Origin of the sequence: Lentzea kentuckyensis (assembly GCF_002150765.1) — a bacterium.
GTDB lineage: Bacteria > Actinomycetota > Actinomycetes > Mycobacteriales > Pseudonocardiaceae > Lentzea > Lentzea kentuckyensis.
Genome location: NZ_MUYM01000002.1, coordinates 168206 through 190108, shown reverse-complemented (window position 1 = coordinate 190108; position 21903 = coordinate 168206). Strand labels below are relative to the sequence as shown.

The window sequence follows — 21903 nt, the reverse complement described above, 5'->3', positions numbered from 1 at the left end:
GCCCTGAGCACGATTCTGCCCTGAGCACGATTCTGCCCTGAGCACGATCTGCACAGCGCGGGGCTACGCGGTCGGCTGCCGCAGTGGCAGGCCGGCCGCCCGGTAGATCGAGTCGATCACCGTCATGTTCCGCACGGCGTCGTCCGCGGTCGTCGGGAACGGCTTGCCGTGCAGCACCGCGTCGGTGAACGCGTCCAGTTGGTAGGCGTAGGTCGCACGCTTGCCGAACGTCTCAGACGTGCTGCGGTTCTTGAGCTTCAACGACAACCGGTGGAACGCCTGCGGGCCGAGCGGGTTGAAGACCTTCAGCGTGCCGTTCTCGCCGATGGCCTTCATCGACAGCTTGAACACCGTCGACGACCACAGCGACGCGTGCACGGAACCCGTGTGACCGGACGGGAAACGCAGCGACGCGCGCATCGCCCGGTCGATCGACGGCCCGCGCAACAACGCCCGCGCCGACCGCACCTCGGGTTCCTCGTTGCCCAGCAGTCGCGCCATGTGCACGGAGTAGCAGCCGGCGTCCATCATCGCGCCGCCCGCGAGCGAGTAGTCGTAGCGGATGTTGGACAACATCGGCAGCGGGAAGCAGACCGAGGCCTCGACGTGGCGCAGCGGGCCCAGCACGCCGGACTGGATGATCTCGGCAACGCGCATCGCCAGCGGGTGGTAGCGGTAGTGGAACGCCTCCATCACCACCAGGCCGGACTCGTTGGCGGCCTTCGCCACCTCGGCGGCTTCCTGGGCGTTGGCGGTGAACGGCTTCTCGCACAGCACGTGCTTGCCGGCCTCCAGTGCGGCCAGCGTCCACTTGCCGTGCAGGCCGTTCGGCAGCGGGTTGTAGACGGCGTCCACGGCCGGGTCGGCGAGCAGGTCCTCGTACGACCCGTGCACGCGGGCAACGCCGTGCTTGTCGGCGAAGGCCTTGGCTCGCTCGGCCGAACGAGCGGCGACCGCCACGACCTCGGCGACGGTGGAGGAGCGGGCCGGGCGGATGACAGCGGGCGGCGCGATCATGGCCGCGCCGAGCACTCCGATGCGCACGTGGTCTGTCACGCGGCCGACCCTACACCTCGCCAGTTAACGGCGTTTACTCCGTCGGATGCGATTCCCGCCGTTACGGTGTCCGGCATGGACGTCCTGGTCGTCGATCATCCACTCGCCAAGGCGAGGCTCACCACCATGCGCGACGCGCGCACGGACAACGCTGCTTTCCGTGCCGCGCTGCAGGAACTCACCGTCATGCTGGTCTACGAAGCCATGCGCGAGGCGCCGTTGGCGGAGGCCCGCACGCACACGCCCGTGGCACGTACCACCGGCTACCGGCTGGCGAACCCGCCGTTGCTCGTGCCGGTGCTGCGGGCCGGCCTGGGCATGGCCGACCAGGCGCACAAGCTGATCCCGGACGCCCAGATGGGGTTCGTGGGGCTCGCCCGCGACGAGGAGACGTTGCAGCCGACGCCGTACATGGAGTCGCTGCCGGAGGACCTCGCCGGACGCCCGGTCTTCGTGCTCGACCCGATGCTCGCGACCGGCGGCTCGATGGCTTACACGATCCGGTTGCTGACCCAGCGCGGCGCGACCGACGTGACGGCCGTGTGCGTGCTCGCCGCACCCGAGGGCATCAACCACCTCGAGGACTCGAAGCTGCCAGTTCGTCTCATCACGGCTTCCGTGGACGAGCGGTTGAACGACTCCGGCTTCATCGTGCCTGGTCTGGGCGATGCCGGTGACCGTCTGTACGGAGCGGTTTAGGACATACCTCCGATCGGACGTAGCAGTGGTCTAGACCTCAGGCCTATCGTGCTCTGGACCACATCGCCGCTGCCGCATCGATTGAGGAGTCACATGTCCAGACGGAGATGGGGTGTCGCCGCGCTCGCGGTCGGCGCCCTGTCCGCGTCGCTGGCCCACGCGCCCGCGAACGCAGACGTCGAGACCAATGGGCACCACGGTTACTCGAAGACCCGCACGGTCGGGTACTTCATCCAGTGGGGCGTGTACGACCGGAACTTCCGGGTCAAGAACCTCGTCGACAGCGGGGCCGCCGCGCGGCTCACCCACCTGAACTACGCCTTCGGTTTCCTCGACGAGTCCGGCAAGTGCGTCAGTGCCGACCCGTGGGCGGACTGGCAGATGCCGCACACCGCCGAGCAGTCCGTGAGCGGCAAGGCCGACGAGGCCGGTCAGGCGCTGATGGGCAACCTCAACCAGCTCAAGCAGCTCAAAGCCAAGTACCCCAAGCTGAGGATCAACATCTCGCTGGGCGGCTGGACGGGTTCCCGCTACTTCTCCAACGCCGCGCTCACGCCTGAGTCGCGCGCCGCGCACGTCAAGTCGTGCACCGACATGTGGATCAAGGGCAACCTGCCCGGTCTGCCGGAGGGTGCCGCGAAGGGCGTCTTCGACGGCGTCGACCTCGACTGGGAATGGCCGGCCAGCAACGGCAACATGGAGCCGCCCAACGTCGTTCGCCCCGAGGACAAGCAGAACTTCACCAAGCTGCTCGCCGAGTACCGCCGGCAGATGGGCTGGAACAAGGACCTGACGGCGTTCCTCCCGGCCGACCCGGTGCAGGTCGATCGCGGCTTCGAGGTCTCGAAGGTGTTCTGCTACCTCACCTTCGGCACGCTGCAGGGCTACGACTACCACGGCGCGTGGGACGCTCCGGCGAACCAGCAGTCCGCGCTGCGCGTGCCCAAGGGCGACCCGTCGGAGTTCGAGTTCAGCTCCGAGGTGACGGTCAACGCGTGGCTGCGGCGCGGTGCGCCGCGGTCGAAGGCCGTGCTCGGTGTCCCGTTCTACGGCCGCGGCTGGGACGGCGTCGCCCCCGGCACGCGCAACGGCCTGTTCGGCACCGGTGTGCCGGCGCCGGCCAAGTACGAGGCCGGCTACGAGGACTTCCACCGCATCAAGGCGAAGCTCTCCGAGTCCGGCAACGCCTACAAGATCTACCGCGACGAACGCGCCGGCTTCGCGTGGATCTACGACGGCAAGACGTGGTGGACCTACGACGACGCGACGGAGATGAAGCGCAAGGCTCGTTTCATCAACGACCGCAAGCTCGGTGGAGCGATGATCTGGTCACTCGACGGCGACACCGCCGACGGTGAGCTGATCAAGGCTCTCGACGGCGCCCTGAAGTAAGTGCCTGCAACAGAAAAGCCCTGCAGTTAGGCCGCGCAGAAGACGAACTGTCCGGACCGGACAGTTCAGCGGGTCCGGGGAGGTTTCGCGGCGGCCGCCTCCCCGGATTCCGTCAGCCACCCCCTGCCGTGCGCGCGCAGCGCCAGCTCGTAGGTGGCGGCGGGATCGATGCCCGGCGGCAGGTTCCCGTTGAGCTCCAGGCTCACCAGGCCGTGCGCGATGCCCCACATGGACATCGCGATCTGCTCCGGCTCCTCGTCGACGAAGACCTTCCGCTCGACCGCGCGCCGCACTGTGTCGATCACCGGCGCGAACGTCCGCCCGGCGGCGCGGCTCATCGCCTTCGTCGGTTCGACGACCTTCGAGTAGAGCACCGAGTAGAACTGCGGGTCCGCGAGCGCGCTGCGCCGGTACGCGAGGCCGATCTGGACCAGGTCCTCCGCCGGGTCGTCGGTCACCGGCACCGCGGCCAGGTTCGTGCCGAACCGGTGGAACGCCTCGTCGTAGAGCGCCTCGAGCAGCGCTGGTTTGCCGCCGAAGAGGGAATAGACCGCCGTGGTCGACGTGTTGACGTCGGTGGCGATCTTGCGCAGGCTCACCGCGCCGGGACCTTCGGTGCTGAGCAGCTCGCCCGCCCGCTCGAGCAGACGCCGCCGCAGCGCGTCGTCGTGGGTCTTGGGCCTGGGCATCACGCAATCCTAACGGCCTCTGGCCTGAGTGGTATCACATTGGTACCGTGCCTGGAATGGCGATGACCTTGCGGTTGACCGAAGAGGAGAACCTGCGGCTCGCTGAACTGGCGCAGTCCGAGGGCCGTTCCAAGCAGGAGGTCGTGCGGCTGGCGATCGCGGACCGTTACCAGCGCATGCAGCAGGAGGAAAAGCTCGGCGAGGTGCTCGGGCGAGTCCTGCCCAAGTATCGAGGTCTTTTGGATAGGCTCGGTTCTTCCTGAAACTGTCAGACCTCTGTGATCAACTGGGTGCTGTGATCTCCTACCTCGACGCCGGGGACCTCTTGGTGCTGGCCACGGCCGTGACCGGCGGCGACCTCGTCGTCCGGGACATCGGCCTGCTGGACACCGCGGCCTACCGCCCCCGCGCCACCGTGCTCGGCGTGGAGGCCTACGACACGCTGTGGTTGAAGTCCTCCGCCTTACTCGACTCGATCGTGCGAACCCGCCCTCTGGTCGAGGGAAACTGGCGGCTCGGCTGGGTCTCGGCCGTCACGATGTGCGACATCAACGGCTACTGGATCGACGCGGACGAGGACGACGCGCTGGATCTGGTGAGAGCCCTGGGGCGCGACAAGATCGACGTTCCCGAAATGGCCGGCCATCTCGAGGCGTGGGGACTCCCGAAGGATTCCGCTTGACCTAGAGCGCGCTCTAGCTCGTAGCGTCGAACTCGTGAGTTACTCGATAGCCCAAGCCGCGCAGCGCAGTGGGTTGTCCATCGACACCTTGCGCTACTACGAACGAATCGGGCTCGTCGACCCGCCCGCGCGTGACTCGGGTGGTCGCCGCAGCTATTCGGAGGAGGACCTCGGCTGGCTGGCCTTCGTGACGCGCCTGCGCACGACCGGCATGCCGATTCGCATGATGCGCGAGTTCGCGCAGCTCAGGCACCATGGCGACCTGACAGCAGGGCGCCGCAAGCAGATCCTCGTCGAGCACCGCAACGACGTCCGCGCCCGTGTCGCGGAGCTGCAGACGTGCCTGGAGGTGCTCGACTACAAGATCGACCACTACGCGGTGGTCGAGAGGGACTTGGAGGCGACGGCGTGAGCCGTTTGTTGGGATCGTTGGAGGTCGGGCCGCAGGGTCTCGGCTGCATGGGAATGTCGGAGTTCTACGGCGCCGGTGACGAGTCGGAGTCGATCTCGGTGATCCACCGGGCCCTGGAGCTCGGTGTGACGCTGCTCGACACGGCCGACATGTACGGCCCGCACGTGAACGAGGAACTGGTGGGCCGCGCCATCGCCGGCCGTCGTTCCGACGTCGTGCTGGCCACGAAGTTCGGCATCGTGCGCGAGCCCGGCGGGACGCGCAGCATTCGCGGGGACCGTGACTACGTGCGAGCGTCCGTCGAGGGCTCGCTGAAGCGGCTCGGCACGGACGTGATCGACCTGTACTACCTGCACCGGGTGCCGGAGGACACGCCGATCGAGGAGACCGTCGGGGCGATGGGCGAGCTGGTCACCGAGGGCAAGGTGCGGTTCCTCGGCCTGTCCGAGGCCGGCGCCTCGACCTTGCGGCGCGCCCACGCGGTGCACCCGATCACGGCGCTGCAGAGCGAGTGGTCGCTGTGGTCGCGGGACATCGAAACCGAGATCGTGCCGACCGCGCGCGAACTGGGCATCGGCCTCGTGCCGTACTCGCCACTCGGCCGTGGCGTCCTGACGGGCCGTTTCACCTCCGCCGCCGATTTCGGCGAGGGTGACTTCCGCGGCGTCGCCCAGCCGCGGTTCAGCGGCTCGAACCTCGACACGAACCTGAAGATGGTCGAGGACCTGCGCGCGCTGGCCGCGGAGCGAGGCGTGACCGCCGGGCAGCTGGCGTTGGCCTGGGTGCAGCACCGCGGGTCGGACGTGGTGCCGATCCCGGGGACCAAGCGGATCAAGTATCTGGAGGAGAACGTCGCGGCGGCCGCTCTGGAGCTGTCCGCCGACGATCTCGCCGCGATCGAGGCCGCCGTGCCCGCCTCGGCCGTGGCCGGTGACCGGTACCCGGACATGAGCTCGATCGGCCGTTAGAACACACGTTCGAAGATATCCCCAGGGTTGTCCACAGGTTGGGGACAAGAGGCTGTGGACAACCCTGGTTTCATGTGGACAACTCAGGTGCCTGGGTGGTCCTTGAAGCCTTCCCAGATGGAGAGCACGTCGTCGTCGAAGCGCGGCGTGCTGACGTGCGGAAGCACCCCGCTGCCCTTGCTGATCACGCCGTTCACGTACCCGCCCCGGCCGTCGTACTCGGCGAACCAGGGTGATCCGCTGTCACCCTCGTGGGGTGGCGAAGGACAGCCGATCATCCACAGGTGGTCCTCCAGCGGAAAGCCCATCGACTGGATCGTGGTTCCGCTGCACTGGCTGAGCACGTTGTCCTCGTAGGAGACGATCGTGCGGTCGACCACGTACCCGGCGTTGACGATGAGGCCGTTCATGCCGACGAGTTCGCCCACGGCGGCACCGGCGTCGTTCGGCCTCAACGCGACGAACGCGACGTCGAAGTTGTAATCGCTCTTGGTCACCCACCTGTCGAAGGTGACCGCCGCCTTGGCCTGGAACCTCCCGTGCGGCGCGGGCCGCCCGACCTGGAAACCCGGTGTGAAGTAGATGGGTTGCTGCCAGGTGCCGCCCTCGCCGTCGTGCACGCAATGCGCGGCCGTGACGATCAGGACCTTGTGCGTGCTCGAAATGGTGCTGGCCGTGCACTGTCCCGTCCGCGACTCCAGGATGCCGACCGTCGGCGACACCACCGCGTTCGCGGTCGGCGCCGCGACCTCGGCCGACCCCTTCGTGAGCAGGGACTTCGCCAGGGCGACATCGGCGGAGCTGATCAGTTCGCCACTCTCGCCGAACTCGGCCACGACAGCTTTCACGCTTTCCGGTGCCTCGGCCCGGGCCTGCGGTGCCAGTACGAGCGTGAGCGCTGCCAGAACTGCGCTGATTCGTTTCATTCGGACCCCCTCCGGCCAGTCAGAGTGACGCCGATGGGGAACCGGGGGAATGCTCTGTTCCGTTTTCAGCCGGTCAGGTGAGCCGCGACGGTGGCGCCGAGCTCCCAGCACCCCTCCAGGTCGGCCTTCGTCGGCTCACCCGTGACGACCACGTGCTGGGTCGCCTTCTCCCAGCCCAACCCGGTCGTGGCCATCTCCACGCTGCGCACCGCACCTGTCGTGTCGTTGTTGCCGTGCACGTAGAGCCCGAACGGCCTGCCGCGCGTGGAGTCCAGACACGGGTAGTAGACGGTGTCGAAGAAGTGCTTCAACGCACCGCTCATGTAGCCGAGATTCGCGGGCGTGCCCAACAGATAGCCGTCGGCTTCGAGGACATCCACAGCGGTTGTGGACAACGCGGCCTTCCGGACCACCTCGACGCCCTCGATCTCGGGCGTGGTGGCGCCGGACAGCACGGCCTCGAACATCGCCTGGAGGGCCGGCGACGGGGTGTGGTGAACGATCAGCAGCCTGGTCATCAGTAGTCGATTTCGTAGTCGAAGCGGTTCGGCGGCGTGTCGTCGAACCCGAGTTTCCTGAGGTCTTCCGATGTGACCTCGACCGCGGTGGGTCCCATCAACCCGAGCAGCCCCTCGACCGCATCGAGGTGAGCCCGTGCCGACATCTCGTTGAGCGTGACGATCTCGTCCACCTTCTCGAGGACGCCGGTGCCCTCCAGCTTGCGGACGATCAGTCCGGCCTCGCCGAACCTGCTCATCGGGTTCCGGATGGCCGCGTTCGAGTCGAGCGTGGCGCGCAACATCATGTACAGCGCCATGTCGGCCTTGAGGTCGATGCCGAACGCCTTCAGCAGCTCGTCGCGCACGCGGATCTGATGCTTCTTCATGTCCTCGCTGAACCCGCCGCGGAACATGTCGAGTCCGCGCTTGCTGTCCGGGTGTGCGTCCAACACGGCCTGCGCCAGGTCACGGCGGGTGTATTCCACACGCGGGAACATAGTTCAACGAACCCGTGCTCTCACAACGTCATTAGAGCGAACGAACACGGAACCCCGAAGGCGGAAAGACGTCCTAAAGGGTGTACACAGGAGGGACCATGAAGACCACTGCCCTTATGACCACCAGTCCTCGTCAGCGTCGCATCACCTGGGGTTTCGGCCTTGCCGTCGGCATCGGGATGATCGGGTTCGGGCCCCTCTTCGCGTCGCTGTGGCCGGGGTTCGACCACAGTCCGTGGGACGTCAACACGATGTTGCTCGGTCTCGGCGTGGGGCTCTGCACGATCGCGTACATCTTCGGGCGGATCGCTGTCGCGGCCGTGACCGAGGGTCGCCGCAACGCGATCGCCCCGCCGACCAGACGGGCCTACTTCGTGGCCGGCGGGGGCTTCGCTCTTGCCGCGCTGTGCCTGATGATCGCGCTCGCTAGCTGACGAGTTCCGTTACCCGTTCCCGCAACTCGGCCAACCTGGCCCTGGCCGCCGCACGGGCGGACTCCAGTCCGTCCGTGACCGGCTCGACCACTTCCAGGTACGCCTTGAGCTTCGGCTCGGTGCCGGACGGTCGCACGATCACCCGCACGCCGTCCGCGGTCCAGCGCAGCACGTCCGCGCCGGGCAACAGGTCTTCCGACGCGAAGTCGGCGGGAGGCGTGGCACGCAGCCGTGCCATCGTCGCGCCGATCAGCGACAAATCGGTGTACCGCAAGGAAACCTGGTCGGTCAGGTGCAGGCCGTGGTCCAGTGCGAGCTGGTCCAGCGCGTCCAGCAACGTGCGGCCAGAGGCCTTCAGGCCGGCGGCCAGGTCCGCGGCCACGACGGCGGCCGAGATGCCGTCCTTGTCCGCGACGAAAGCCGGATCGACGCAGTTGCCGAGCGCTTCCTCGTAGGCGAACACCAGACCTTCGCCCGCCCGCGCCAGCCACTTGAAGCCGGTCAGCGTCTCCGCGTACCGGGCTCCGTGCGCCGCCGCGATCGACTTCAGCAGCGACGAAGACACGATTGTCGTTGCCACCAAAGGATCCGCGGACTCGGTGGTCGACAGCACGAGCGAGCCGAGCAGCACACCCGTCTCGTCACCGCGCAGCATCCGCCACGCGGAACCGTCCTTCACGCCCAGCGCGCACCGGTCGGCGTCCGGGTCCAGGGCGATCGCCAGGTCCGCGTCCACCGATGCCGCAAGGGAAAGCAGCTCGTCGGACGCGCCGGGCTCCTCGGGGTTCGGGAACACCACGGTCGGGAAGTCCGGGTCCGGCACCGCCTGCGACCGCACCACGTGCACGTCGGTGAAACCCGCGCGCCGCAACGCTTCCACGGCGAACGCGCCGCCGACGCCGTGCATCGGCGTCAACGCGATCTTCAACGACCGCGCCTGGCCGGACGGCAGCGACGCGACCCGGTCCAGGTAGGCGTCGATCTCGGCGTCGGACACCGTCGAGTACGAGGGCGAACGCGGCACCGACACGGCCGCGGGAACCGCCTCGATCGCCTTCTCGATCTCCCCGTCCGCCGGCGGCACGATCTGCGAGCCGCCGGTCAGGTAGAGCTTGTACCCGTTGTCCGCGGGCGGGTTGTGCGACGCGGTGATCTGAATCCCCGCCACCGCGCCGTGCGACCGCACCAGGAACGCCAGCACCGGTGTCGGCAACGGCCCTGGCAGCATCCGCACGTCGAAACCCGCCGCGGCCATCACCTCGGCGGCCGCGACCGCGAACTCCTCCGACCCGTGCCGGGCGTCGCGGCCCACGAACACCAGCCCGGACGTGCCGAGCCACGACGCCAGCCCGGCGGTCGTGCGGACCACCGTGGCGACGTTCATGCCGTTCGTGCCCGCCCGCACCGGCCCGCGCAGCCCGGCGGTGCCGAACGTCAGCGGGCCGGCCATGCGATCGGTGAGGTCTTCAAGAGCAGCGGGATCGCCACCCATGGCACGAGCCAGAACCCCCTGCAGCTCCGCACGGGTCGCCGTGGAGGGGTCGTCAGCGATCCACCGGAACGTCGCGTCACGCAGTGCCGGTGCCAGGCTCATGCGCGGTCCACCAGCTCGCGCAGCAGCGTGCCCATGCGCTGGGCGGCGGCGGCACCGGCCTCCAGCACCTCCTGGTGGTTCAGCGGCTCACCGGTGATGCCCGCCGCGAGGTTCGTGACCAGCGACAGACCGAACACCTCGACGCCCTCGGCACGCGCGGCGATGGCCTCGTGCACGGTCGACATGCCGACCAGGTCCGCACCCATCGTGCGCAGCATCCGGATCTCGGCGGGCGTCTCGAAGTGCGGGCCGGGCAGCCCCGCGTACACGCCCTCCTCCAGCGACGAGTCGATCTCCTGCGCCAGCTTGCGCAGGCGCGGCGAGTACAGGTCCGTCAGGTCCACGAACCGGGCGCCGACCAGCGGCGACAGCGAGGTCAGGTTCAGGTGGTCGGAGATCAGCACGGGCTGCCCGACGGACATGCCCTGCCGCAGGCCACCGGCGGCGTTGGTCAGCACGACCGCCGACACGCCCGCGGCAGCAACGGTGCGCACGCCGTGCACGACCTTCTGGACGCCCTTGCCCTCGTAGCCGTGGGTGCGGCCGAGGACGACGAGGATCCGCTTGCCGCCCACCTCGACGGAACGGATGGTGCCGCCGTGGCCGAGCGCGGTCGGCGCCTCGAAGCCCGTCAGCTCGCCCACCGGGATCTCGGTGGCCGGTTCACCGATAACGTCGGCGGCGGGCCGCCAACCGGAACCGAGCACGATCGCGATGTCGTGCTTCGCCACGCCGGTGCGGCTCTGGATCTCTTCCGCGGCCTTGCCGGCCAGCTCTTCTGGAGTCACCGCGAGAGCTTAAACCGGGGCGAAGGTCGAGGCGATCGCGTCGAACAGCCTCACCCGCGCCTCGTCCTCCTGCTCGGTCGGCACGACGACCTCGATCACCCACAGGTCGCCGCGCAGGGGGAGCACGCGGGAGAAGTGCGACCGCCTCAACGCGTTGAGTTCGTCACCCTCGACCGTCCGGTAGATGAACTGGATGCTGTCCTCGTTGCGCGGTCCGGAGAGGTTCGGTGTCGGCACCTTCTCACCGCCGAAGAACCTGTTCGGCCACCGCGCCTGCACGCTGGACGTGTACGTGTTGATCGTGCGCGTCGGGTAGTAGTCGGGGAACCGTTGCACCGTGACCTCGTACGCGCCCGTGCCCGACACGAAGTGCACCACCGCGGAGGCGGGCATCAGCTTGTCGGCGGCGCGCTGCTCGGCGTAGGTCGACCAGCTCGCCTCGACGTTCAGCGTGAACTTCCCGCCCTGGTCGCCCTTCGCGCTGATGGCCAGCGCGGTCCGCGGCTCCAGCGTCGCGGACGTCGGCAGGGTCGGCAGCGTCTGCGCGGTCTGTTCGGTGGGCGGCAGCAGCGGTGCGCCCGCCGCGAGCCTCGTCAGCGCGAACCCGCCGCCCGAGCCCGCCACGAACAGCAGCATGGCCGCCACCAGCAGGAACGTCGTGGCAACCCGCCCGCGCGGTGGCTGCGGCGAGATCGGCTTGGTGAGCATGAACGGCAACGGGCCGGGATCGTCGGCCAGCGGCGCGTCCGGCTCGATCTTCGGCTTCGGCCGCACGACCACCGGCAGCGGCACCGCCTCGCGGACCTCGAACGCGTCGGTGCCCGGTTCCGGCAGCAGCGCGTAGACCTGCCTGCGCGCGTCGACCAGCGACAGCCGGTCGGTCGGTTCCTTCCGCATCAACCCGCTGATCACCGGCGTGAGCCGGCCGGCGCCCGCCGGCACCGGCACGTCGCCGTTGATCACCGCGTTGATCGTCTGCATGACGTTCTTGCCCACGTACGGCGGCTCGCCGGCCATCGCGGCCCACATCGTGGCGCCGAGCGACCACCGGTCCGCGGCCGCCGACACGTCACCGCCCTGCGCCACCTCCGGCGCGATGTAGGCGGGCGTGCCCAGCGTGATGCCCCGCGCGGTCATGGTGGCCTCGGCGACGTTGCGCGCGATGCCGAAGTCGGTGAGCTTCACCCGGCCGTCGTCCGCGATCAGCACGTTGCCGGGCTTCACGTCCCGGTGCGTGATGCCGGCCCGGTGCGCCGACTCGAGCGCCGCCGCGACCGCGTCCAGCACCGCCGCGCCCTGCTTCTCGGTGAGGCAGCCCTGCTCCTGCAACAGCTCGCTCAGGCTGCGCGACGGCACGAGCTCCATCACCACGTACGGGTCGCCGTCGTGCTGCACGACGTCGTAGAGCGTTACGAGGTTCGGGTGAGAGAGCGCGGCGACGGCCCGCGCCTCGCGCATGGTCCGTTCCCGCAGTTCGTCGGCCGCGCCATCGGTCATCCCCGGCGGCCGCAGGATCTCCTTCACCGCGACCTGCCTGCGCAGCACCTCGTCGTGAGCAGCCCAGACGGTGCCCATGGACCCTCGCCCCAGCAGATGCAGCAGGCGGTACCGAGCCGCGATCAAGCGCTCCTGGTCACCGTTTTCCACTAGGTCATTCTCCCTGAAAGACTGGGTGGATCGTTAACGGCGGTGAACCTCACATAGCCGTGTCGGTAGTGGTCGGGAACACTGCAACGCATGATGGAGTTGGCCTTGCCCGCCGAATTCCGCCCGAACGAGTTCCCCTCGGCGTCGAGGGAACAGTGGCGTGAGCTGGTCGACGCCGTCCTCCGCAAGACCGGCGCGAGTTACGACTCGCTGGTCACGAAGACGTACGACGGCATCTCGCTGCAGCCGCTGTACACCCTGGACGACGCGTTGCCCGTCCCGTACGCCCTCGCGCCGGTGAAGCAGGGCTGGGACGTGCGCCAGCGCCACGCCGTTCCCGATCCGGTCGCCCTGATGAACGACCTGGAGGGCGGTGTCACCTCGCTGTGGCTCGCGCTGCCGGCGTCGTCGCTGGAGCGCGTGCTGGACGGCGTGTACCTCGACCTCGCGCCGATCATGCTCGACGGTGACGTGGACGCGGCCCGCGCGATGCTGCGGATCTACGACCAGGCGCCCCTGCTCGCGGACGAGGTGCGCGGCAACCTCGCGCTGACGCCGTTCGGTGAGGCACTCGAGGTGGTGTTGCAGGCCCACCGGCAGTTCCCGTCGTTGCGGACCGTGGTGGTGGACGCGCTGCCGTTCCACGACGCGGGCGGCTCGGACTCCGAAGAGCTCGGTGCGTCGCTGGCTCTGGCCGTCTCGTACCTGCGCGCTCTGACGGACGCGGGTCTGCCGGTGTCGGACGCCTTCGCGCAGCTGGAGTTCCGCTACGCCGCGACGGCCGACCAGTTCATGACGATCGCCAAGCTCCGCGCCGCACGACGCCTGTGGGCGCGCGTCGCCGAAGTGTCCGGCACCGATGCCGTGCAGGTGCAGCACGCGGTGACGTCGTCGGCGATGATGACCCGCCGCGACCCGTGGGTGAACATGCTGCGCACCACGATCGCGACGCTGGCCGCCGGTCTCGGTGGCGCCGACTCGGTGACGGTGCAGCCGTTCGACGCGGCCATCGGGCTGCCGGACGAGTTCGCCCGCCGGATCGCCCGCAACACGCAGAACCTGCTGTTGGAGGAGTCGCACCTCGGCGAGGTGATCGACCCCGCGGCCGGGTCCTGGTACGTGGAGCAGCTGACCGACCAGCTGGCCGGTGCCGCGTGGTCGCGGTTCCAGGAGATCGAACGCGCGGGCGGGTTCGCCGCGGCGCGCGAGCTGGTCGCCTCGCGGATCGCCACGACCTGGGCCGCGCGGTCGGCGCGGCTCGCGGATCGGAGCGACCCGATCACGGGTGTCAGCGAGTTCCCGAACCTCGGCGAGAAGCCGGTCGTCCGCGAACCGGTGCCCGCTCGCGAGCCCGCCGCTGGAGTGGAGCCCACCCCCGGAATCGATTCGGATTCGCAGGCCCCCTGGGGGGACGCACCCCCCATCCCAAGTCTCTCAAGCGGGTCTGACAGTTTCGGGCTGCCGAGGGTTCGTTATGCACAGGCCTTCGAGGAGCTGCGGGATCTGGCCGACGCCCAGCCCGAACGGCCGCAGGTCTTCCTCGCCACCCTCGGCCCGGTGGCCGCGCACACCGCACGAGCCACCTTCGCCGCGAACCTCTTCAACGCCGGCGGCTTCGCCACCCCGAACGCGGGCCCGACCAGGACCGCCGACGACGTGGCCGCGAAGTTCAGGGAGTCCGGCGCGAAGATCGCGGTCGTCTGCGGCAGCGACTCCAGCTACGCCGAACTGGCCGGACCGACCGTCGAGGCCCTGCGCGAAGCCGGCGCGGAACGGGTACTCCTCGCGGGCAAGAAGAGCGACGCACAGGTCGACGGCTTCGTCCACCTGGGCTGCCCGGCCCTCGAAATCCTGAACAGCACCTTCGACTTCCTTGCCATCGAGAAAGCAAACGGAGTGGAGCGATGATCCCCAACTTCGCGGACATCGACCTCGGCCCGCTCCCGTCGGCGAAGTACGAGACCGACCTCCCGGCCTGGGAGACGCCGGAGGGCATCGCGGTCAAGCCGGTCTACGTACCGTCCGATGTGGACGGACTCGACTTCCTGCGGACCTACCCCGGCGTCGCGCCCTTCCTGCGCGGCCCGTACCCGACGATGTACGTCAACCAGCCGTGGACGGTCCGCCAGTACGCGGGCTTCTCGACGGCCGAGGAGTCGAACGCCTTCTACCGCCGCAACCTCGCGGCCGGGCAGAAGGGCCTGTCCGTCGCGTTCGACCTGGCCACGCACCGCGGTTACGACTCGGACCACCCGCGCGTCGCCGGTGACGTCGGCATGGCGGGCGTCGCGATCGACTCGATCTACGACATGCGCACGCTGTTCGACGGCATCCCGCTGGACAAGATGTCCGTGTCGATGACGATGAACGGCGCGGTGCTGCCGATCCTGGCGCTCTTCGTGGTGGCGGCGGAGGAGCAGGGGGTGAAGCCGGAGCAGCTCATGGGGACGATCCAGAACGACATCCTCAAGGAGTTCATGGTCCGCAACACCTACATCTACCCGCCGCAGCCGTCGATGCGGATCATCTCCGACATCTTCAGCTACACCAGTTCGCACATGCCGAAGTTCAACTCCATCTCGATCTCCGGCTACCACATGCAGGAGGCGGGAGCGACCGCCGACCTGGAGCTGGCCTACACGCTGGCGGACGGCGTCGAGTACATCCGGGCGGGCCGGGAGGCCGGGCTGGACGTGGACGCGTTCGCGCCGCGGCTCAGCTTCTTCTGGGCGGTCGGCATGAACTTCTTCATGGAGATCGCCAAGATGCGGGCCGCGCGCCTGCTGTGGGCGAAGCTGGTCAACGGGTTCGAGCCCAAGAGCCAGAAGTCCCTCAGCCTCCGCACGCACTGCCAGACGTCCGGCTGGAGCCTCACCGCGCAGGACGTGTTCAACAACGTCGCGCGCACGTGCGTCGAGGCGATGGCGGCCACGCAGGGGCACACGCAGTCGTTGCACACCAACGCACTCGACGAAGCGCTCGCTCTGCCCACCGACTTCTCCGCGCGCATCGCCCGCAACACGCAGCTGCTGCTCCAGCAGGAGTCCGGCACGACCCGCGTGATCGACCCGTGGGGCGGCAGCGCGTACGTCGAGCGGCTGACGAACGAGCTCGCCGCCAAGGCATGGGAGCACATCACCGAGGTCGAGAAGGCCGGCGGCATGGCCCGCGCGATCGACGAGGGCATTCCCAAGCTGCGCATCGAGGAGGCCGCCGCCCGCACGCAGGCGCGCATCGACTCCGGCCGGCAGCCCGTCATCGGCGTCAACAAGTACCTGGTGACCAACGACGAGCAGATCGAGGTCCTCAAGGTCGACAACGCCGGCGTGCGCGCCCAGCAGCTCGAGAAACTGCGCCGGCTCAGGGAAGAACGCGACCAGTCCGCTGTGGACAGTGCGCTCACCGCGCTGACGAACGCGGCGACCGGCGGCGGCAACCTGCTGGAGCTGGCGATCAACGCCGCCCGCGCCAAGGCCACGGTCGGCGAGATCTCCGAGTCGCTGGGCAAGGTGTGGGGACGGCACAGCGCGCAGATCCGCACCATCACCGGTGTCTACCGCCAGGAGGTCGGCCAAGTGTCCAACGTGGACGCCTGCCGCGAGGTCGTCGAGGCGTTCGCGGAGGAAGAGGGCCGCCGGCCGCGCATCCTGGTCGCCAAGATGGGCCAGGACGGGCACGACCGCGGCCAGAAGGTGATCGCGACGGCGTTCGCCGACCTCGGCTTCGACGTCGACGTCGGCCCGCTGTTCCAGACGCCGGACGAGGTGGCGCGCCAGGCCACCGAGGCCGACGTGCACATCGTCGGCGTGTCCTCGCTGGCGGCTGGACACCTCACGCTGGTGCCGGCGCTGCGCGAAGAACTGGCGAAGCTCGGCCGCGAGGACATCATGATCGTCGTCGGTGGCGTGATTCCGCCGCAGGACTTCGACGAGCTGTACGCGGCGGGCGCGGCGGCGATCTTCCCGCCCGGCACCGTGATCGCGGACGCGGCCAAGGACCTTCTGGTGAAACTCGCAGGTCAACTAGGGCACCATGGCTAGGGTGATCGATGTCGCCGAGTACACCAAAGGCGTCCTCGACGGCAATCGAAGCGTGCTGGCCAGGGCCATCACGCTGGTCGAGTCGAAGCGCGCCGACCACCGCGCCAAGGCGCAGGAGCTGCTGATCGAGCTGTTGCCGAAGTCCGGCAACGCGACCAGGGTCGGCATCACCGGCGTTCCCGGCGTCGGCAAGTCGACGTTCATCGACGCGCTCGGCACCATGCTGACCGAGCAGGGGCATCGGGTCGCGGTGCTCGCCGTCGACCCGTCGTCGACCCGCACCGGCGGCAGCATCCTGGGCGACAAGACGCGCATGCAACGGCTGTCGGTGAACGAGAAGGCGTTCATCCGGCCGTCGCCGACGTCCGGCACGCTCGGCGGCGTCGCGCAGGCCACCCGCGAGACGATCGTGCTGGTCGAGGCCGCGGGCTTCGACGTCGTGCTGGTCGAGACCGTCGGCGTCGGGCAGTCGGAGGTGGCCGTCGCGAACATGACGGACTGCTCGCTGTTCCTGACCCTCGCCCGCACCGGCGACCAGCTGCAGGGCATCAAGAAGGGCGTCCTGGAGCTCGCGGACGTCATCGCGGTCAACAAGGCCGACGGCGAACACGAGCTGGACGCCCGCAAGGCCGCGCGCGAACTGGCCGGCGCGCTCAAGCTCCTGCGCCCGCCGGACGCGCTGTGGCACCCGCCGGTGCTCACCTGCTCGGGCCTCACCGGGACCGGTCTCGACGAACTGTGGTCCCGCGTGCTGGAACACCAGGCCACCCTGAAGGACGCCGGCGAACTGGACGAGCGACGTCGCCGCCAGCAGATCGAGTGGACCTGGATGATGGTCCACGACGAACTGTGGCGGCAGCTGCGCGAACACCCGGTCGTCCGCTCACTGGCCCCAGATCTGGAACGCAGAGTCCGCTCCGGCGAGCTGACGGCCACCTTGGCCGCCGAGCAATTACTGGCCGCTTTCACCCACAAGGCTGACTGACTTTTCACGCGGGGCCCCCACGTACCGTCAGACGAAACGTAGGGTCCCCGCGTGACTTAAAGCAGGGCGCGGAGGGTGAGCGCGTAGCTAGTTTGGGTGACCTTCGATCGTGGTATTCGAGGTACAGTTCTGGCCATGTCGAGGTTGCTGCTGGCCTGCGTGTTCGCGCTGATGAGCGTTGTCGGGATCGCCGGTGTGGCGTCCGCGCAAGAGGCGCCGAACGCGCCCGTGGCGGCCGCTGGGCAGACGACAGTGAATCCGGGTCCGAGCGTGACCTCACCGCAGGAACCGTCGCCCGAGATCAGGGAACAAACCAAGCAGAAGCTGTGGATCGGCGCCATCGCGGTCGGCCTGTTCGCGCTGGTCTACTACCGCAACAAGAAGCGGTGGGCGCGGTGGCGCAAGGAGCGCGCGGCCAAGAAGGGGTAGCCGGGCTGAAGCACCGTTGAGACGGCTCGTCCCAGATGTTGGGACGGAATAGTCAAAATTAAGCGTGCTTCTCGACCATTTGCGTCATCGTTGATCGGTCAGACCGATACTCGCTCGCCGCTCGGCGCAGCGCTGCGACCGGCCAGCCGGTTGATCATCATCAGCGCGCTGCGTCCCACAGGTGGTGATGCAGGATGGTGGCAAATGGGTACCGACTTGAAGATCAGCACACGCTCGACCGTCGAGCGGTACTCCGACGCGCTGCTGGACCTGTCGCACTCGATCCACGCCGAGCCTGAGCTGGCCTTCGAGGAGCACCGCAGCGTCGAGAAGATCACCTCCCTGCTGGCTCGCGAGGGTTTCAAGATCGACCGCGGGGTGGCGGACCTCGACACCGCGTTCGTCGCGACGTTCGGCGACGGCGAGCTGGTGCTGGGACTTTGTGCCGAATACGACGCTTTGCCCGAAGTCGGGCACGCGTGCGGGCACAACGTCATCGCCGCGGCTTCCGTCGGTACCGCGCTCGCGCTGCGTGACATCGCGGACCGTCTGGGTGTCACCGTGAAGGTGATCGGAACTCCGGCGGAAGAAGTCGGCGGCGGCAAGGTGCTCATGCTGGAACGGGGCGTCTTCGACGACGTCGCGTTCTCGATGATGGTGCACCCGGCGCCGTACGAGTCGTGCGCCGCGAAGTCGCTGGCCATCACCGACCTCGAGGTGCACTACAAGGGCAAGCCGTCACACGCGGCCGCCGCCCCTCACCTCGGCATCAACGCCGCGGACGCGGTGACCGTCGCGCAGATCTCGATCAGCCTGCTGCGGCAGCACCTCGAACCTGGCCAGATGGTGACGGGCATCGTCACCAACGGCGGCACCGTGCCGAACGTAATACCCGCCCGCGCATCGGCGATGTTCGATGTGAGGGCGGAGAACCTGGAATCGTTGCAGCGCCTGGAGAACCGGATCCGGGACTGTTTCCAAGCCGGCGCGCTCGCGACCGGCTGCACCCATGAGGTCGAGCAGGTCTCACCGATCTACGCCGAGTTGACTCCCGATCCGTGGCTCGCGGACGCCTACCGGCGTGCGGCCACTGAGCTGGGACGACGACCGCTCTCGCCCGAGCAGGAACAGCGAGAGAAGATCGGGAGCACCGACATGGGCAACGTCACCAGAGTGTTGCCCGCCATCCACCCGACCATTGCCATCGACTGCGGAGACGCGGTGAACCACCAACAAGAGTTCGCGACCGCTTGTGCCTCGGCGTCGGCCGACCGTGCGCTGCTCGAAGGAGCACTTGCCATGGCCTGGACGACGATCGCGACAGCCACCGATTCCCAGCAGCGCGCACGGCTGCTGGCCCGCGGAGGTGCGGCATGACGGTCCTGGACTCCCGTCCATCGGGCTCCTCAACTGTGCAGACGTCCACCGAGATGCTCGTAGACCCGACCGGGGTGAGCATGTCTCCTGTGGATGATCTCGGAGAGGGCCGCGGCCCCGCGTGGCTGGACGACTGGCTGAAGGCGCACGCCGCCGACGTCGTCGCCTGGCGCCGTCACATCCACGCCAACCCCGAACTGTCCCGGCGCGAGTACAACACCACGGAGCTCGTGGCCAAGCTGCTGCGGGAGGTCGGCCTCAAGCCGCGCATCCTCCCCGGCGGCACCGGCCTGATCTGCGACATCGGCAACGGCCCCCGCTGCGTGGCTCTCCGCGCGGACATGGACGCGTTGCCGCTGCCGGAGAACACCGGCCTGGCGTTCTCGTCCACTGTGGACGGTGTGTCGCACGCGTGCGGCCACGACGCCCACACGACGGTGCTGCTCGGTGCCGCACTGGCCCTCGCCTCGGCCACCGAGCTGCCCGGCCGCGTCCGGCTGGTGTTCCAGCCGGCCGAGGAGGTCATGCCCGGCGGCGCGCTCGACGTGCTGGCCGCCGGCGGTCTCGACGGTGTGGAGCGGATCTTCGGTCTGCACTGCGACCCGCGCCTGCAGGTCGGCCGCATCGGCACCCGGATCGGCGCCATCACGTCGGCCTCCGACCTGCTGGAGCTGCGGCTGTCCTCGCCGGGCGGTCACACCTCGCGCCCGCACCTGACCGCTGACCTGGTCCACGCGCTCGGCACGGTCATCACCGGCCTGCCGACGATGCTGTCCCGCCGCGTCGACCCCCGTTCCGGCACCGTCCTGGTGTGGGGCGCGGTGCACGCGGGTGAGGCGCCGAACGCGGTGCCTCAGGACGGCCTGGTGCGCGGCACGCTGCGCACCGGCGACCGCGACATCTGGGCCGAGCTGGAGCCGTTGGTGAAGGACCTGGTCACGGGCCTGCTGGCCCCGACCGGCGTTGGCTTCGACCTGCACCACCGCCGCGGCGTGCCGCCGGTGGTGAACGAGCGCGAGTCCACCCAGATCCTGCGCGCCGGCATCGAGGCCGCCCTGGGCGACGACGCGCTCGCAGGCACCGAGCAGTCGTCCGGTGGTGAGGACTTCGGCTGGTACCTGGAGCACGTCCCTGGCTCGTTCGCGCGCCTCGGCGTGTGGAACGGTCAGGAGAAGCAGCGCGATCTGCACCAGCCGACGTTCGACCTGGACGAGCGCGCCCTCCTCGTGGGCGTCCGCGTCATGGTGCACACCGCGCTGGCCGCCCTCGCCTAGCTTTTCGGCGTCTGCAAGTACTACCAACAACCCTGTTGGTAGTACTTGCAGACGCCTTTCGCGCTAGAAGAGGACGCGTTCCACCTGGGCCGTGTTGTGGCGGGTGCGGAACGAGTGGGCCTTGGTGACGGCGCTGTTCGGGTTCTTGCGGTCCGCCAGGTAGTACCAGTCGAAGCGGACCTCGTCGGCGGTGACCTTCAGCGTCGAGACGCCGTGTGAGTCCAGCTCCACGAACTTGGCGTGCGGGTTCAACAGCTGGATCTGCGCCTCCAGCAACAGCGATCCGGTGCGCGGCGGCACCTTCAGCAGCTCGTCGAAGTTGTCGGACGTCAGCGACGTGCAGATGTATTCGGTGGCGACCGAACGACCCTCGAACGGCACGTCGCACGCCCACGAGCTGTGGATGTCACCGGTGAGGAACACCGTGTTCCTGCGGTCGCCCAACGCGCGGAGCACCAGCTCGCGGTCGGCAGGGAACCCGTCCCACTGGTCGGGGTTCGACGGCGGGAAACCGGGCGCCGGCGGGATCTTGAACGGGCTGATCATCACCGAGTTGCCGACGAGCTGCCAGCGTGCGGTGTCCGTGGTGAGCCGGTTGATCAGCCAGTTGCGCTGCTGGGCACCCAGAATCGTGGTGTCCGTGCGGTACGAGCGCAGGTCGAGCATGGTCAACGACGCGAGCTCGCCGAAGCGGAAGCTCCGGTCGAGCCTGCCCTCGCGGATCGGCATCCACTCGAAGTACGCCTGCGTCGCGGCAGCCATCCGCACGGCCCACGGACCCTCGGTCGCGGGGTCGTGCAGCGGCGAGCCGATGCTGGACGAGTTGTCGGCGCTCTCGTGGTCGTCCCAGGTGCAGATGAAGGGATGCGCCCGGTGGATCGCCTGGACGTGCGAGTCGGTCTTGTACTGCGCGTGCCGGCGCCGGTAGTCGTCGAGCGTCACGCACTCGTGCGGTGGATCCGTCGGGCGCAGCTGCGGCGTGACCGGGTAGACGCCCTCGTAGATGTAGTCGCCGAGGTGGATCACCGCGTCGAGCTCCTGCTGTGCCAGGAAGCCGTAGCCCGCGAAGTGGCCCATGTCCCAGTTCGCGCACGACACGACGCCGAGGTTCAGCTCGGTGCCGCAACCGGCCGTCTTGGTGCGGCCGGTCGGGGACACGACGTCGCCGACGCGGAAGCGGTACCAGTAACGGGTGTTCGGGTGCAGGCCGTGGACCTCGACCTTCACCGTGTGGTCACGCGCGGGACCGGTGTGGGTGGTGCCGCGCTTCACGATCCGCGAGAAGTCCTCGTCCCGAGCGACCTCCCACCGGATCGGCGCGGACGTGACGACGCGCGTCCACAGCAGCACGCCGTCCGGCAACGGATCACCGGACGCGACACCGTGCTGGAACGCCACTTCGGCGGCGGACGCGGACATGGCGGTAGTGGTGGATGTGGTCGCGGCGGCACCGGCAACCGCGCCCACCTTCAGGAACGTTCTTCTGTCAACCCCAGACATGCCGCCAGCATGCC

General features: G+C 68.7%; 22 protein-coding genes. 13 read left to right on the top strand and 9 right to left on the bottom strand.

Going from position 1 to position 21903, the window contains the following annotated elements; genetic code table 11:
* Positions 1–63: 63 nt before the first annotated feature.
* Positions 64–1056 (bottom strand): Gfo/Idh/MocA family protein, encoded by a 993-nt coding sequence (locus tag B0F77_RS01745; RefSeq protein WP_086660939.1) that lies wholly within the window; start codon positions 1054–1056, stop codon positions 64–66.
* 75 nt (positions 1057–1131) lie between these two features.
* On the opposite strand from B0F77_RS01745, the gene upp reads away from it, so the two are divergent.
* Positions 1132–1755: a uracil phosphoribosyltransferase gene (upp, locus tag B0F77_RS01740; RefSeq protein WP_086661003.1), complete on the top strand. Its 624-nt coding sequence runs from the start codon at positions 1132–1134 to the stop codon at positions 1753–1755.
* A 93-nt stretch (positions 1756–1848) separates the two neighbouring features.
* Entirely contained in the window at positions 1849–3147 is a 1299-nt protein-coding gene (locus B0F77_RS01735) for a glycoside hydrolase family 18 protein (RefSeq protein WP_086660938.1), read from the top strand.
* 65 nt (positions 3148–3212) lie between these two features.
* Here the strand turns inward: B0F77_RS01735 and B0F77_RS01730 are convergent, their stop codons facing one another.
* On the bottom strand, positions 3213–3836 hold the full coding sequence (locus B0F77_RS01730) for a TetR/AcrR family transcriptional regulator (protein ID WP_086660937.1): 624 nt from the start codon (positions 3834–3836) through the stop codon (positions 3213–3215).
* Between the two features lie 56 nt (positions 3837–3892).
* Here B0F77_RS01730 and B0F77_RS01725 point away from each other — a divergent pair, with 56 nt between their 5' ends.
* From B0F77_RS01725 to B0F77_RS01710, 4 genes are read left to right on the top strand one after another with little or no spacing between them, the layout of a single operon-like run.
* Positions 3893–4099 (top strand): ribbon-helix-helix protein, CopG family, encoded by a 207-nt coding sequence (locus B0F77_RS01725; protein WP_030478506.1) that lies wholly within the window; start codon positions 3893–3895, stop codon positions 4097–4099.
* Between the two features lie 32 nt (positions 4100–4131).
* Positions 4132–4518 carry a type II toxin-antitoxin system death-on-curing family toxin gene (locus B0F77_RS01720; RefSeq protein ID WP_045315410.1) on the top strand — a complete coding sequence of 129 codons (387 nt, stop codon included), beginning with the start codon at positions 4132–4134 and terminating at the stop codon, positions 4516–4518.
* A gap of 34 nt (positions 4519–4552) precedes the next feature.
* A complete protein-coding gene (locus B0F77_RS01715; RefSeq protein ID WP_086660936.1) occupies positions 4553–4930 on the top strand; it encodes a MerR family transcriptional regulator in 378 nt (125 codons plus the stop codon).
* A gap of 47 nt (positions 4931–4977) precedes the next feature.
* The gene (locus tag B0F77_RS01710) at positions 4978–5898 is read left to right on the top strand and encodes an aldo/keto reductase (RefSeq protein ID WP_086661002.1); all 921 of its coding nucleotides are present in this window, start codon (positions 4978–4980) and stop codon (positions 5896–5898) included.
* Between the two features lie 83 nt (positions 5899–5981).
* On the opposite strand, the gene B0F77_RS01705 is transcribed toward B0F77_RS01710, so the two are convergent.
* From B0F77_RS01705 to B0F77_RS01695, 3 genes are all read right to left on the bottom strand, one after another.
* On the bottom strand, positions 5982–6824 hold the full coding sequence (locus tag B0F77_RS01705) for a trypsin-like serine peptidase (RefSeq protein WP_086660935.1): 843 nt from the start codon (positions 6822–6824) through the stop codon (positions 5982–5984).
* 65 nt (positions 6825–6889) lie between these two features.
* Entirely contained in the window at positions 6890–7342 is a 453-nt protein-coding gene (locus tag B0F77_RS01700) for a flavodoxin family protein (protein ID WP_086660934.1), read from the bottom strand.
* On the bottom strand, positions 7342–7809 hold the full coding sequence (locus B0F77_RS01695) for a hypothetical protein (RefSeq protein WP_143466521.1): 468 nt from the start codon (positions 7807–7809) through the stop codon (positions 7342–7344). The genes B0F77_RS01700 and B0F77_RS01695 overlap by 1 nt, the downstream gene beginning before the upstream one ends.
* 110 nt (positions 7810–7919) lie before the next feature.
* On the opposite strand from B0F77_RS01695, the gene B0F77_RS01690 reads away from it, so the two are divergent.
* Positions 7920–8255 carry a hypothetical protein gene (locus B0F77_RS01690; RefSeq protein WP_245847764.1) on the top strand — a complete coding sequence of 112 codons (336 nt, stop codon included), beginning with the start codon at positions 7920–7922 and terminating at the stop codon, positions 8253–8255.
* On the opposite strand, the gene B0F77_RS01685 is transcribed toward B0F77_RS01690, so the two are convergent.
* The 3 genes from B0F77_RS01685 to B0F77_RS01675 are packed head-to-tail and all read right to left on the bottom strand — an operon-like array spanning position 8248 to position 12212.
* Positions 8248–9849, bottom strand: coding sequence for a phospho-sugar mutase (locus B0F77_RS01685; RefSeq protein ID WP_086660931.1), 1602 nt, complete (start codon positions 9847–9849; stop codon positions 8248–8250). The genes B0F77_RS01690 and B0F77_RS01685 overlap by 8 nt on opposite strands.
* Entirely contained in the window at positions 9846–10637 is a 792-nt protein-coding gene (locus B0F77_RS01680) for a purine-nucleoside phosphorylase (protein ID WP_086660930.1), read from the bottom strand. Before B0F77_RS01680 ends, B0F77_RS01685 begins: the two co-directional genes overlap by 4 nt.
* A gap of 9 nt (positions 10638–10646) precedes the next feature.
* Entirely contained in the window at positions 10647–12212 is a 1566-nt protein-coding gene (locus B0F77_RS01675; RefSeq protein ID WP_245847763.1) for a serine/threonine-protein kinase, read from the bottom strand.
* Positions 12213–12374: 162 nt separating this feature from the next.
* Between B0F77_RS01675 and B0F77_RS01670 the strand changes: the two genes are divergently transcribed.
* The 6 genes from B0F77_RS01670 to B0F77_RS01645 all read left to right on the top strand — a co-directional run bounded on the left by B0F77_RS01670 (position 12375) and on the right by B0F77_RS01645 (position 20389).
* A complete protein-coding gene (locus tag B0F77_RS01670) occupies positions 12375–14192 on the top strand; it encodes a methylmalonyl-CoA mutase family protein (RefSeq protein WP_086660928.1) in 1818 nt (605 codons plus the stop codon).
* On the top strand, positions 14189–16324 hold the full coding sequence (gene scpA, locus B0F77_RS01665) for a methylmalonyl-CoA mutase (protein ID WP_086660927.1): 2136 nt from the start codon (positions 14189–14191) through the stop codon (positions 16322–16324). Before B0F77_RS01670 ends, scpA begins: the two co-directional genes overlap by 4 nt.
* Entirely contained in the window at positions 16317–17309 is a 993-nt protein-coding gene (gene meaB, locus B0F77_RS01660; protein ID WP_086660926.1) for a methylmalonyl Co-A mutase-associated GTPase MeaB, read from the top strand. The genes scpA and meaB overlap by 8 nt, the downstream gene beginning before the upstream one ends.
* Before the next feature lie 135 nt (positions 17310–17444).
* Positions 17445–17738: a hypothetical protein gene (locus B0F77_RS01655; protein WP_086660925.1), complete on the top strand. Its 294-nt coding sequence runs from the start codon at positions 17445–17447 to the stop codon at positions 17736–17738.
* A 204-nt stretch (positions 17739–17942) separates the two neighbouring features.
* Positions 17943–19115 carry a M20 family metallopeptidase gene (locus B0F77_RS01650; RefSeq protein ID WP_086660924.1) on the top strand — a complete coding sequence of 391 codons (1173 nt, stop codon included), beginning with the start codon at positions 17943–17945 and terminating at the stop codon, positions 19113–19115.
* Positions 19112–20389 (top strand): amidohydrolase, encoded by a 1278-nt coding sequence (locus tag B0F77_RS01645; protein WP_086660923.1) that lies wholly within the window; start codon positions 19112–19114, stop codon positions 20387–20389. Before B0F77_RS01650 ends, B0F77_RS01645 begins: the two co-directional genes overlap by 4 nt.
* A 63-nt stretch (positions 20390–20452) precedes the next feature.
* On the opposite strand, the gene B0F77_RS01640 is transcribed toward B0F77_RS01645, so the two are convergent.
* Positions 20453–21889 (bottom strand): alkaline phosphatase D family protein, encoded by a 1437-nt coding sequence (locus tag B0F77_RS01640; protein WP_086660922.1) that lies wholly within the window; start codon positions 21887–21889, stop codon positions 20453–20455.
* Positions 21890–21903 lie beyond the last annotated feature (14 nt).

Bases quoted from the DNA above. Each gene is read 5' to 3' on its own strand.
- upp (WP_086661003.1), top strand. From the start codon at position 1,132: ATGGACGTCCTGGTCGTCGATCATCCACTCGCCAAGGCGAGGCTCACC.
- B0F77_RS01735 (WP_086660938.1), top strand. From the start codon at position 1,849: ATGTCCAGACGGAGATGGGGTGTCGCCGCGCTCGCGGTCGGCGCCCTG.
- B0F77_RS01730 (WP_086660937.1), bottom strand. From the start codon at position 3,836: ATGCCCAGGCCCAAGACCCACGACGACGCGCTGCGGCGGCGTCTGCTC.
- B0F77_RS01725 (WP_030478506.1), top strand. From the start codon at position 3,893: ATGGCGATGACCTTGCGGTTGACCGAAGAGGAGAACCTGCGGCTCGCT.
- B0F77_RS01710 (WP_086661002.1), top strand. From the start codon at position 4,978: ATGGGAATGTCGGAGTTCTACGGCGCCGGTGACGAGTCGGAGTCGATC.
- B0F77_RS01705 (WP_086660935.1), bottom strand. From the start codon at position 6,824: ATGAAACGAATCAGCGCAGTTCTGGCAGCGCTCACGCTCGTACTGGCA.
- B0F77_RS01700 (WP_086660934.1), bottom strand. From the start codon at position 7,342: ATGACCAGGCTGCTGATCGTTCACCACACCCCGTCGCCGGCCCTCCAG.
- B0F77_RS01690 (WP_245847764.1), top strand. From the start codon at position 7,920: ATGAAGACCACTGCCCTTATGACCACCAGTCCTCGTCAGCGTCGCATC.
- B0F77_RS01685 (WP_086660931.1), bottom strand. From the start codon at position 9,849: ATGAGCCTGGCACCGGCACTGCGTGACGCGACGTTCCGGTGGATCGCT.
- B0F77_RS01675 (WP_245847763.1), bottom strand. From the start codon at position 12,212: ATGGGCACCGTCTGGGCTGCTCACGACGAGGTGCTGCGCAGGCAGGTC.
- B0F77_RS01670 (WP_086660928.1), top strand. From the start codon at position 12,375: ATGATGGAGTTGGCCTTGCCCGCCGAATTCCGCCCGAACGAGTTCCCC.
- scpA (WP_086660927.1), top strand. From the start codon at position 14,189: ATGATCCCCAACTTCGCGGACATCGACCTCGGCCCGCTCCCGTCGGCG.
- meaB (WP_086660926.1), top strand. From the start codon at position 16,317: ATGGCTAGGGTGATCGATGTCGCCGAGTACACCAAAGGCGTCCTCGAC.
- B0F77_RS01655 (WP_086660925.1), top strand. From the start codon at position 17,445: ATGTCGAGGTTGCTGCTGGCCTGCGTGTTCGCGCTGATGAGCGTTGTC.
- B0F77_RS01650 (WP_086660924.1), top strand. From the start codon at position 17,943: ATGGGTACCGACTTGAAGATCAGCACACGCTCGACCGTCGAGCGGTAC.
- B0F77_RS01645 (WP_086660923.1), top strand. From the start codon at position 19,112: ATGACGGTCCTGGACTCCCGTCCATCGGGCTCCTCAACTGTGCAGACG.
- B0F77_RS01640 (WP_086660922.1), bottom strand. From the start codon at position 21,889: ATGTCTGGGGTTGACAGAAGAACGTTCCTGAAGGTGGGCGCGGTTGCC.